The sequence below is a fragment of the Candidatus Tisiphia endosymbiont of Thecophora atra genome (genome assembly GCF_964026395.1).
Classification (GTDB): domain Bacteria; phylum Pseudomonadota; class Alphaproteobacteria; order Rickettsiales; family Rickettsiaceae; genus Tisiphia.
The window spans coordinates 1,582,863-1,594,689 of sequence record NZ_OZ032145.1 but is presented as its reverse complement, the minus strand read 5'-3'; the positions used below and the strand labels follow the sequence as shown (position 1 = coordinate 1,594,689).

8 protein-coding genes and 3 pseudogenes are annotated in these 11,827 nt (G+C 33.2%); 6 read left to right on the top strand and 5 right to left on the bottom strand.

The genetic code is table 11. The features are described from left to right. The first annotated feature begins 187 nt into the window (after nucleotides 1-187). The 3 genes from AAGD45_RS07530 to ccmE are packed head-to-tail and all read left to right on the top strand — an operon-like array spanning nucleotide 188 to nucleotide 1,326. Nucleotides 188-823 carry an SCO family protein gene (locus AAGD45_RS07530; RefSeq protein WP_341761285.1) on the top strand — a complete coding sequence of 212 codons (636 nt, stop codon included), beginning with the start codon at nucleotides 188-190 and terminating at the stop codon, nucleotides 821-823. A gap of 4 nt (nucleotides 824-827) precedes the next feature. After that, entirely contained in the window at nucleotides 828-956 is a 129-nt protein-coding gene (locus tag AAGD45_RS07525) for a hypothetical protein (protein WP_341761284.1), read from the top strand. Further along, the gene (gene ccmE / locus AAGD45_RS07520) at nucleotides 934-1,326 is read left to right on the top strand and encodes a cytochrome c maturation protein CcmE (protein ID WP_341761283.1); all 393 of its coding nucleotides are present in this window, start codon (nucleotides 934-936) and stop codon (nucleotides 1,324-1,326) included. The genes AAGD45_RS07525 and ccmE overlap by 23 nt, the downstream gene beginning before the upstream one ends. Nucleotides 1,327-1,868: 542 nt before the next feature. Here the strand turns inward: ccmE and AAGD45_RS07515 are convergent. The 5 genes and pseudogenes from AAGD45_RS07515 to AAGD45_RS07495 form a co-directional block, all read right to left on the bottom strand. Continuing rightward, a pseudogene (locus AAGD45_RS07515) lies at nucleotides 1,869-2,642 on the bottom strand (IS110 family transposase); the annotation flags it as partial. Further along, nucleotides 2,638-2,925 (bottom strand): annotated as a pseudogene (locus AAGD45_RS07510) (integrase core domain-containing protein); the annotation flags it as partial. The pseudogenes AAGD45_RS07515 and AAGD45_RS07510, both read right to left, overlap by 5 nt. Nucleotides 2,926-3,072: 147 nt before the next feature. Continuing rightward, nucleotides 3,073-3,849: pseudogene (locus AAGD45_RS07505) on the bottom strand (helix-turn-helix domain-containing protein); the annotation flags it as partial. Nucleotides 3,850-3,996: 147 nt separating this feature from the next. Beyond that, nucleotides 3,997-5,853, bottom strand: a complete 1,857-nt coding sequence (locus AAGD45_RS07500) for an AAA family ATPase (protein ID WP_341761281.1) — start codon at nucleotides 5,851-5,853, stop codon at nucleotides 3,997-3,999. Nucleotides 5,854-5,928: 75 nt separating this feature from the next. Then, a complete protein-coding gene (locus AAGD45_RS07495) occupies nucleotides 5,929-6,654 on the bottom strand; it encodes a hypothetical protein (RefSeq protein WP_341761280.1) in 726 nt (241 codons plus the stop codon). A 104-nt stretch (nucleotides 6,655-6,758) separates the two neighbouring features. Between AAGD45_RS07495 and AAGD45_RS07490 the strand changes: the two genes are divergently transcribed. From AAGD45_RS07490 to AAGD45_RS07480, 3 genes are all read left to right on the top strand, one after another. Continuing rightward, the gene (locus AAGD45_RS07490; protein WP_341761279.1) at nucleotides 6,759-7,025 is read left to right on the top strand and encodes an ATP-binding protein; all 267 of its coding nucleotides are present in this window, start codon (nucleotides 6,759-6,761) and stop codon (nucleotides 7,023-7,025) included. Nucleotides 7,026-7,660: 635 nt separating this feature from the next. Continuing rightward, nucleotides 7,661-9,475 (top strand): ankyrin repeat domain-containing protein, encoded by a 1,815-nt coding sequence (locus tag AAGD45_RS07485; RefSeq protein ID WP_341761278.1) that lies wholly within the window; start codon nucleotides 7,661-7,663, stop codon nucleotides 9,473-9,475. 848 nt (nucleotides 9,476-10,323) lie between these two features. After that, nucleotides 10,324-11,781: an IS1634 family transposase gene (locus AAGD45_RS07480; RefSeq protein ID WP_341761277.1), complete on the top strand. Its 1,458-nt coding sequence runs from the start codon at nucleotides 10,324-10,326 to the stop codon at nucleotides 11,779-11,781. Nucleotides 11,782-11,827: the final 46 nt, after the last annotated feature.

Genomic DNA, 11,827 nt, shown 5'->3' with positions numbered 1-11,827 from the left:
TAGACATATACGTCTATAAAACGTCATTGCGAGGAGTCGCGAAAAAGCGGCGACGCGGCAATCTAGGATACGCGAAGCGTTACTCTAAAAAAATAGCTTCGCTGTTTACTTGGATCGCCACGGCATCTAAAGAGCCTTGCTATGACGATTATAGAAAAATATAGGGTACTATGAGGTGAAGAATACAATGCAAGAAAAATGTCAGGATAATATTATTATAAAAATTATTTTAGCAGTAGGTTTATTGATAACTATTACGTCATTGTATCTTTGGTTATCTTTTGACATACCGCAAAAACCCCTTGCTGGAAAGGGAGGAGGGGATAATATTGACGTGCAAATTGGTGGAAACTTTGAGCTAACTGATCAAGACGGTAAGACTTTCAATAGTGATAGTTTGAAAGGAAAATTAAGTTTAATTTATTTTGGTTTTACTTATTGTCCTGATATTTGTCCTACTTCTTTACAAAAATTAACAGAGGTCATTAATACTCTTGATAAATATAAAATTGATGTTGAATTTATTTTTATTACTGTAGATCCTCAGCGTGATACTCCAACAGTGCTTAAAGAATATTTAAAGCATTTTAATCCTAAATTTATTGGTTTAACGGGTAATGAACAACAAATTAAAGAGGTTGCTGATAAGTTTAAAGTGTATTATGCTAGAGCAAATGATGGTGAAAATTATATGATTGATCATTCTTCTTTTAGTTATTTAATAGATCAACAAGGGGAATATATAAAGCATTTTTACTTAAATAGTTCTGCTCAAGAGATTATAGATTTTATTAGAGTGAAGCAGCAAAATCAAAAAAGATAATAAGATGTTTAATTATCTACTAGCCTCATACCTGTTTGCTCTTGCTACTCTTGCCTTATTGTTAATAACAAGTTGGCTAGATTATAATAAAATTAAAGTTAGATCAAGTAATGCAAAAAAAGGTAAAAAATAGATTAAAGTTTATATTATTTTACCTTTTATGCAGTGCTGGGGGAATATATATGATATTATACAATCTTGAAGATAGTATAGTATTTTTTTACCCTCCGTCAAAAATTAACGAGTCAAAACTTGGCAAAGAATTGAGGGTAGGGGGCTTAGTTAAAGTAGGTTCAATCAGAAAAATTACTGCTGATAAAGTGCATTTTGTCATTACAGATGACATTAAAGATCTAGAGATATCTTACCAAGGGGTTTTACCCGCTTTATTTCGTGAGAATCAAGGGATAGTAGCTGTAGGTAAATTATCAGGTAATATACTCATAGCTCGTGAATTATTAACTAAGCATGATGAGAATTATTCTCCAGCCTTACCTACATAGTACCCTTGTATCTTAAATATTGTCTTTAGTGAATAACTATAAGATACTTAAGAAAACTTAAGTAAGAAAGCTAGTATACAGATAGTACCCTTCTCATCTTCGAGATAAATATGAGCAGAAATTATGCTATAGAACGTGAGTATTATGCGACGAGTGGAGTGTAGAATTAAATTCTCGTTACTGACTACATGTATGAACCTCCTGTAAAATGCAAGAAAAAAATAATATCTAATAGCAAAAATGCAAATGCATACATGTATCCGGCTTATAGTTAATAAATTATGTGTAATTTATCCTACAGCCCTGATGGAATTCGCTGGCTTACAAATTTACTATATACTTATCATTTTATCGGCTTCAAAGAGCCATTGTAGTCATCAGTTTTTTTGTAAGCTAAGGTTTGTCTTATTTACCATCAATATTATTATCTCACGCATATTCCGGGTTGGAATCTCTTACATATTCTTTGTTTACCTATTAATTAATAAACCACTATTTATTTTATGTTAATTATAATAGCTCTGTGCTACAAACTTTACTCTCTAATCATCCCCTGACCTTAGTACTGCAAACACCACTCTTGCCAGTTTATTAGCTACAGCAACTACTGTTTTATTATGTCCATTTCGCTCAGATAAATTAAACATCCACTGCGTAAATTTGCTAAAATCTTTTTTAGATTTTTGTTCTTCCGATGTAAATCTTATCTTGGCATTTAGTACAGCTCTAGCTCCTTGGATCAATAAAGTACGCAAGTAAACATCACCTCGCTTGCTAATTCCAAGCAACTTATCTTTCCCTCCACTGGAATGCTGCCTTGGCACTAATCCAAACCATGCCGATAATTGCCTACCATTCTCAAAACTTGTAGCATTACCTATTGATGCTATTAAAGCAGTAGCAGTAATTAAACCAAGACCAGGTATAGCTGTTAATCGTTGATATTGAGTTAAGTTGCTAGCTATTATTTTTAATCTTTTTTCTATCTCTTTTATTTTTTTGTCATTATCCAAAAATTCCTCTTTCAGTTCACTAAATGTTTGATAACCCAGCTGGCTTAAATTCCCTTCATCTAAAATCTCGGTTAATTTTGTCATAACCTTATTGATCCCTTGAGGAATAATAAAACCAAATTCATGTAGTAGACCCCTAATTTCATTAGCAAGGGCAGTACGATTTTTTACCAATCTCTCTCTTACTCGATGAATTGATAAAATATCTTGTTGTTCTACAGTTCTAATTGGTACAAACCTCATATTTGGTCTTGTTACCGCTTCACATATAGCTTCTGCATCAGCTTGATCATTTTTATTAGACCAAGTTGTCTGATATTCTCTCTATATTACTAATATTTTTATCTTTAGCAATATAAAGTGAATCTCTAAAAGTTTGCATTGGTGTTTTACCAAAACAATGTTTACCTGAATGAGACCTTTCGTTATTATAATTTGTAAGCCAAGTATCTATATCAGCTTGTAACTCATCTAATGTATTATAGAGCTTTTTACGAAATAGAATGTGATAGCACTCTTCCTGCATAGTTTTGTGAAAACGCTCACATATACCATTAGTTTGAGGACTATATGCTTTAGTTCTAGAATAGACTTCTTTCGAAACTCGCTTATGCTGAGGGATTTGAAGGAGACGCGGAACGCAGAACCGCAGCGTACTCTAATGTACGTGAGGATTCGAGTACCGCATCGACGTACAAATCACCAGCAGAAGTAGAGTTTCGAAAGAAGTCTAATGATCTATATTCTCAATACCAAGATATAGTTGATAAGCATGATTCTCAGGTTTACCACAATATTCCGTGCCTCTATCTGTAAGTATTCGAAGCAAAGGGATATTATACTTTTCAAAAAATGGAATAACCCTATCATTCAAATGGTCTGCTGTAGTAATAGCTGTTTTCTCGGTATAAAGCTTACAAATAGCTACCCTAGAATAAGTGTCTACAAAGGTTTGTTGGTAGATACGTCCTATGCCTTTAATGTTTCCAACATAATAGGTATCTTGAGAGCCAAGGTAACTAGGATGCATGGTTTCAATCTCACCAGTTGCTTCACGTTTATTCTTGATTTTCTCAAGTGCAGCAAGTTGTGCATCACTCAAAATAATACCATCATTTGCAACTTTAGCATCCAATGCTTTTAGACGTTTTTTGAAATTCTCTAGATCATGACGTAGCCAAACAGACCTTACTCCACCTCCAGAGATAACGATACCTCTCCTACGTAATTCATTAGCAGTACGTTCCTGACCATAAGCAGGAAATTCAACAGCTATATTAACTACTGCATCCTCGATATTAGATGGAACACGATTCTTCAAACATGGCTTCTTTCTAGTCATCTCAAACAAAGATTCTGCTCCACCTTGCTCATGCAGTTCCTTATAGCGGTAAAATGTATCTCTGCTATAGCCCATTACTTTACAAGCTTGCGATACGTTTCCTAGTTGTTCTGCTAATTGTAATAAACCAATTCTTGGTTTTATGATTTTTTCTTGATATGTTGTCATCTAACAGTCTCCTTAATAAGAGGTTGTTAAAATTTGCTGGGTACGATTTTATTCCATATTTTCGTACCCAACAACTCCAAACTGTCAGATCAAGTCTTTACTTTTACACATAAAATTACTGATTATTCAAACGCTTACAGTCTCTTACTAAAGCTCTGTAACCTGATATTGTAAATCCATATTTTTACCACAAAAAGCTATTGAAAGTTTAATGATTTTTTTGACGTGAGAATGTTCTTTAACCTTTACATCATATTGCTTATCTATAATTTGCTTTAATCCCATTTGGGCTACCAAGGCTAAATCTTCAGAAGGTTTAGCGATTTTATACTCGATAATCATGGCTTTATCACCTTTACTAGCTTTAGGGATCATGATTAAATCAGCTCGTCCATCGCCTGATTCTTGCTCACTTGATGTTGTATAGCTAGGTGCTAGCATATTAACAATCCCTAGCATAAAGCCACTATAAAATAATTCAGCTTTTTTATTTCCTGTTTGATAAAAACTGGTAGAATTTTGTAGCAATTCTTGTAACCGTGCTTTAAATTCTTCTATTTTACCTACTGGTAACAAGCTAACAAACGAGTAATATCTAGAACTATCAATTTTTAATTGATCAGTTACCCATTGGAGCATTCTTACTTTATATATGTACCGTACTTCTCTATTAGGTGCTGACAATTCATATATATTTTCTTCTGAATTTTGAACTGTAGGGTTTAAATATCCACTAAATAATAACAAACTAAACAGTCCTATTGGCTTATTGATGTCAGCAAAACTAATTTGTTTGGTAATAGGTGAAGTGATACTCTTGCCAGCAGCTAAGCTCTGTAAATCTTCCTGCATTTCATCTGATAATAATACTTTATCTATCAAACCTGTCCCACCACTATCAAGCCAGTAATGATCAAGCTTACCTTCACTTGATAAACACATCATAATTGACCAAGGATTATAGATGAGTTCTTCCCCAAAATTATAGCCATTATACCAATCTTTAATTTCTTCTGAGCTAGTAGTAAGTGGTACTTTAGTTAATAACTCATTCACTTCTGTTTGAGTAAATCCATAAACACTCGCAAATTTTTTATCTAATAAACTATATTCTTTAACATTATTCAAACCGGAAAATAATTCAGCTTTAGCAATCCGCAAAATTCCTGTAATAACTCCTCGTTCGACTGGTAATTCTTGATCGCCAGTTTCCTTTTTAAAGGTAGATTTCATGATTCCACGAAAAATTTCTAACACTTTCTGAAATTCTGTCTCATTAGTACCAAACCACCTGTAAGCACTATTAATGGGCGTATCATATTCATCAATCAACACCCAAGGTTTTCTATTATAATGTTTGTAAAGCAAATGGCTTAAAATAGCCAAACTATTTTTGATATTGTCTAGAGTTACCTCGCCAAATAAATATTGGTTGAAATCTGCTCGTTCATCTGATGCAAGCTTATCACTATTAGCTAAATATCTATGTGACTGAAATAATTTCCGTAACTGGCTTTTTACTCCTTGTTCAATATCGTGATAGCTTGAACCTTCCACGCTTTTAAATGTGATGAATATTATGGGGAATTGACCTTGATATTCCAAAATAATATGTGGATACTCAGCTACTTTGAGCTTTTGAAGTAATTTTTTTCTACCAGTTGCAAGTCCTAAATCTATTTCTCCACCTGTAAATAATTTGATATTGTTCTGATGCTCTAATGATGAGGGATTGCCATGCTCATCTATTTCTATTTCAAAGAATCTCCTAATCATATCCATATTAAGGCTTTTACCCCAACGTCTTGGTCGGGTAATTAGAATTACTTCTCCACTGTCTTCTAGTAATTCTTTGATCATTAAGCTTTTATCAACAAATACATCACTATTTAACAATAACGTTTTAAAGTCATCAGTACCTACCCTCATGCTAGGTAGTTTATGCTCATATAAAATCTTACTAATGCTTTCAGTTGTTGTATTGCTCAAAGGGTTAAAGGTCATATTTTTTTTATTATTTGATAATTTACTTGGTTGTATGAAGGTTTAGTTTTTATAACGAAACCTTTATGGTATTAATCAATTTAATGTGTAAGGTTCTCTAGCATATAAGAACCATTGTTCCATGATTTCTTTAGCCCATATCTTTTTAAACATTAATTCAGGGTCTTTATAAATTTTCATGTATAATTTAAGGCTTTTTTTGGTTAACGCCATCTTAGATATTTGTTTTATCATCTTGATAGCGTTGCTCGCTGCTTTAGAAGTTAATACTAAACAAACTGATGATAGTAAATATTCCTGATTTACCTTCACTACACGACACCCTATAATATCTCCTATCTCTATATCTTGGTTACTGTCTATGCCTTTTATGGTAATTGGTTTGTGCTTGCTCTCAATCATATTAGTCAAAGTCAGATTCTTTCCTCTGTATACATCTGCCACTTTATAAATACACATGTAAGAATCTCGTAACCCCAGCAAATACTTTTTGTCCATATCAGTAAAAGAATCCCCTTGAGTTTTTAACAAGTGATCAATACAATTCCAATGTATTCTAGTAATCCTATGTGGATATTCGTTACTCAGAAAAAACTCTGTTGCACCATAAATCATATAATTAGTGATATTCTCGCCTAATTTACTGCTTAACTCTAGAAGATTAACTTCTGCTGAGTTTTCATCAAAATTATCCGGATCGGTTATCTCGCTAATAAAACTGCCAATAACGTCATGAAATAGTAATGTGTAATCTTCTTCTAAGTTTTTAATTAATGGTATTATTTGGTTAATTTTCATCATATAAAAATAAGTACGTTAATTAATAGGTCTATTTCTAATAGCTATATTTTTTATTTTATTATACCTAATTCTTTTACCATTTACAACATACGACAAAACCTTATTTGTTGAATCTTGTAAATGTTATTGTGATAGATGAACTGAGCTATGTACCAATAAAAGCCGAGGCTAGATTCTTATTATTTGAGCTGTTTGCTAAATTATATGAACAATCTTCGTTCATTGTAACGACCCATTTAAGGTTTGAAGAATGGGGGGATATATTTGGTAATCCTAAGGCAACAAAGGCAATTATTGATAGGATAACGCATCATTGTCAAATCATAGAAACTGGTAATAAAAGTTTTAGAGGAGGCAAAGATGTAGATTAAAGATTAAAATAATAGACTATGGTATGAATTAAAAATTACAATGATTTTAGAAAATTCTATCTGAATTTTAACCAAAATTAACTAATTTTTTTATGTGGTTAGAGGGGTCAATAGTTTATTACAATAGGGGGTCAAAAGATGATTACAATTTACATCAATACCATCTCCTTGACAGAAATAGCACCGTGGGGTCGTTTGATATCTGCTCGTGCTAGCCGATATCGGTGGACATACCACCATCTATTACTTAGCATTCAATAACTTACTACGATGAAGTTATTGATTCTTGGCACACTGACTTTTAAATTACCCTAGTCGAATTATATAATAAGTTCTTGCATTATATAAAAATTTTCTATATGTTCTCCCGCTTTAAGGTATTCATTAACAGAACTTAATGTTCTTGTTATATACCCAAGTGATTTGGAGGATTGTTTTTTGAAATTCATGTACCTCATGTACACTGTGCTAGCTTGCCCTTTGTTTTCAAATCCAATTCTTCAAATCATTTGAGCATATACATTTTACATTACCAATAATGCCCACCTTAATTAAGTGGGTATTTACACTTGGGATGTATCAGATAACCTTAAAAAATAGATAGATTTTTTTTAATTAATCTCATGGGAGGAGATATGACTAATACCGGATTAAGCATTAATAGCGTTGGTGCTTATAATAGTAATGTAATAAATACGTTAAGTGTTCCCAAGGCTTATGATAATATAAATTCTAATAATGATATAAATATAGCAACTAATGTATTTAATGCTAATATTAAGCAATTTGAGGAAAAAAACAATTATAAGGATAATACGATTACAGAGCCTCTAACTTTAAGCGGGTACATTAACTCCCTACCTTATCGTGGCTACGAAACTCAGAAGATAATCCATCAATTAATAGACAATATACCTAACTCCTATAATCCTTTGCATGCAGCAGCTTATTATGGTTACCTTGATATTATGGAATTTCTTCTTGAACAAGGTATTGATATAGATGTTAAAAGTGATAACGGTGATACTCCTTTACTTATAGCAGCACTGACAGGTAATTTAAAGGTTATGAAATTTCTTGTTGAGAAAGGTGCTGATGTAACAATAAAAAATAAGGAAGGTCTTTCCGTTTTACATATTGCGGCTCAGCGAAATGTAGCAGTAAGTACTATAAAATTCCTTGTTAAGGAAGGTGCTGATATCAATGCACAGGATAAGTATGGTACTACTCCTTTACATTATGCAACAAGACAAAAACATGCTGATAATGTTGAATTCCTTGTTAAGGAAGGTGCTAATATCAATGCACAGGATAAGCATGGTAGTACTCCTTTACATTATGCACAAGAATATGCTAATAATGTTAAATTGCTTATAGAGAAAGGTGCTAATATCAATGCACAGGATAATTATGGTAATACTCCCTTACACATTGCAATAAGAAAAGGACATGATGATAGTGCTAAGTTGCTTATTCAATTGGGGGCTGATATCAATATGCAGGATAGTTATGGCAATACTCCTTTACACGATGCAGCTAGGTTTGGGCAAAACGATATTATTAAATTGCTTATAGAGGAAGGCGCTAATATCAATGTGCAGGATAATTATGGTAATACTCCTTTAGACATTGCAATAAGTGAAAACCATACTGATAGTGCTGAATTGCTTACTGCTCAAGTACACAATGCAGCTTGGTTCAAACAAAACGATACTATTAAATTGCCTATTGAGAAAGGTGCTAATATCAATGAACAAGATGAGCATGGTAAAGACAACACTATAAAACAAGAGCATGTTGATAGTGCTACTGATAAATATCCAGAAGAGTCAGATATAGAGTCTACTATGGTTGCAGATAGTATAGCAGATAGTATAGATACCTATAATAAAACATTTGTTAAAGATTCCCAAAACCAAGACAATAATGCATTAACTTCTCTGTATTATTATCTTGCTGCTGGGGTAGCTAGTGTTATTACTTTTGGGGGTGGGGTAGCATGTTATTTATTAAATAAAAAGCAACACAAGAATGAAGCAACAAGTAATGATAGCTCTTATTATAATTATCAAAATCCTGAATCTAATTTAATTGAATTTATGGGTAAACCCGTCATCATAGATGGAGATAACGCTAAGAAAGTATGTGTAATGGTATCTTCAAAGGAATGTAGACCGCTTAGTGAATTTTTATCAGACTATTTTCATAATACTATCCAATATTTAGGTGGGTATCGTCCTAAAAGTGTGCAGGATGGAAGTAGTAATACTGTAAAAGAGGGGAATAATTATACTGTCCAAGAGGAAAATAGTAGCATTGTAGAAATAGGGGGTAGTCCTACTGTAGAGGGCAGCGATAGTGGTATTTATGATTACCTTCCACCTCCTAGACCAGTTGATTTTTCTAATCCTGATATTTTTACTGTTGTTCTTGTCGGAGATAGTCTATAGCTAACCCGAATAGTATACTCTTCTACTTTTGTTAAAAAGCATGCAATAATGACCCGTAAATGGGTTAATGTGCGTTGAAAAATGCCCCACCTAAGAAGTGGAAAGAATAGTACGTTATTAATCCATTATTATCAACATATACTTCTATTATTTTTAGAATAAATAATAGGAGTATAAAATCAGAGATGTTAATGATGGAAAGTAAGAGAAAGATATTAGATGTTTAGTCCCGGGTATACTAGTTACGACTTAATCTGACAATAAGTAATAATCAGGCAGCTTGATAAGTAATAGCCAAGTTGTCTGATATTCTCTCTATATTACTAATATTTTTATCTCCCGACTTCCGCATTTTTTAATAAGGCATAAGCTTAGAAGGCTCATAGTGCTAGGATTTTTAAAATTTAGGCACAACATTAATGATTTTATTATGCCCTTGAACGTGTTTAGTCTTGTATCTTTCATCTCAAAATGATTATATAGTAATTCGGCTAGTAACATAGAGTACCACAGATTTTTTTGTGTTCAATCTAAAATACTCTATTTACTAGCTCTTGCAACCACCCCATCTCTTTTGTCCAGTAGTGTGACTCTAATGTACGTGAGGATTCGAGTACCGCATCGACGTACAAATCACCAGCAGAAGTAGAGTTTCGAAAGAAGTCTATTATTCTATCCCCTGACTTCCGCAGATTTTTTGATATTAGTTGTTATAAGTGGCATTAGTAAGGAGGTGAAGTGGTACTCTCGTTCTGTTGTGCCTAGTAGATATTTTATTATTGACTTTAACTGCGATGTTGTTTATTATTTAATTAATTGAATATAGCCCCATATTTTATAGCCCTAATATGTACATACGTCGTAAAAAAACTCCTAATAGTCCAAGGCAATCTATTCAAATAGTGGAAGGTTATCGTGATAGTAAAGGTAACGTCAAACAGCGTATAGTACGTCATTTAGGAGTCTTCATAGATGAAGTAGAAGAAGCTAAATTAGTTGCCCTAGCACAAGATTTGATTGCCAAGATTAAAGCTGAGAGAGAAGCTGCAATTGGGCAGAGGAATTTGTTTACTGATGATACTAACGAGGTTAAAAGAGGTCGTCCAACTAACAAGTTGTTAAAAGATATTCTACCTGTTAACGAAGTAAAACTAAATGAGGTTGTAGAAGTCAAGCGAGTTGTTGAAGGAGTGCATCAAATAGGGGGGCATGTTTATGATCAAATGCATTTTAACCAGTTACTAGCAAGGAAACGTGACGCTGGGATGCTGAAGGATTTAGTGTTAGCCCGTATGGTAAGACCAAATAGTAAAAAAGGGATAGTTGAGTATTTAAGCGATCAATTTGACAGGCATCATGATCTAGATGCTACTTATCGGATGATGGACAAATTACATGAGCAAATACCTAAAATTAAAGAATTATGCTTTAAAAACACCCTAACCCTGATTCCTAATAAAGAGATTAGCCTAGTATTTTTTGATGTCACTACACTATACTTTGAATCAGTAGAAATAGATGAGCTAAGAGCCTTTGGCTATAGTAAAGATCATCGCTTTAATACTACCCAACTAGTTCTTGCCCTAGCAACTAATGAGGATGGATTACCACTTGGCTATGAGCTGTTTAGTGGTAATACCGCAGAAGTTAGCACCTTAATTAAATCAATTAACAGCTGGCAAGCGTATCTTAAAGTTAAAGATGTCTGTTTTATTGCTGATCGTGCAATGTTTAGTAAAGCTAACTTGCAAGCTCTCGATGAAGGTGGTTATCGTTATATTGTGGCAGCAAAGCTTAAAACACTCAAGAAAGAAAAGAAAGAAGAAATATTATCAGAGGAAAACTATAAGCCTACTGTTATAGGCAATGATCTTACTTGGATTGCCGATCTAGAGCATGATGGTAAACGTCTAATTACCAGTTATAAATCTAAAAGGGCTATTAATGATGCACAGGAGCGACAAAAAATTTTAGATAAAATTAATAAGACTATTGGTGAGTCTGGTAGTACTAAAAAACTTATATCTAATAGTGGAGTAAAAAAATATACTTCTAGTGAAAATGGCAAGAGCTATATTGACGCAGAGAAGATAGAGCAGGATGCGTTGTGGGATGGCATACATGGGGTAATCACCAATGACCAAACTATAACTCCACATGAAGCAATAGCAAAATATGCTAGATTATGGGTAATTGAAGAGCAATTTAGAATCAATAAACATAATTTACAAATGCGTCCAATTTTTCACTGGACTAAACAAAGGATAGAAGCACACCCGACTTCCGCATTTTTTAATAAGGCATAAGCTTAGAAGGCTCATAGTGCTAGGATTTTTAAAATTTAGGCACAAC

Coding starts and splice junctions, on each gene's coding strand:
- AAGD45_RS07530 (WP_341761285.1), top strand. CDS start 188: ATGCAAGAAAAATGTCAGGATAATATTATTATAAAAATTATTTTAGCA.
- AAGD45_RS07525 (WP_341761284.1), top strand. CDS start 828: ATGTTTAATTATCTACTAGCCTCATACCTGTTTGCTCTTGCTACTCTT.
- ccmE (WP_341761283.1), top strand. CDS start 934: ATGCAAAAAAAGGTAAAAAATAGATTAAAGTTTATATTATTTTACCTT.
- AAGD45_RS07500 (WP_341761281.1), bottom strand. CDS start 5,853: ATGACCTTTAACCCTTTGAGCAATACAACAACTGAAAGCATTAGTAAG.
- AAGD45_RS07495 (WP_341761280.1), bottom strand. CDS start 6,654: ATGATGAAAATTAACCAAATAATACCATTAATTAAAAACTTAGAAGAA.
- AAGD45_RS07485 (WP_341761278.1), top strand. CDS start 7,661: ATGACTAATACCGGATTAAGCATTAATAGCGTTGGTGCTTATAATAGT.
- AAGD45_RS07480 (WP_341761277.1), top strand. CDS start 10,324: ATGTACATACGTCGTAAAAAAACTCCTAATAGTCCAAGGCAATCTATT.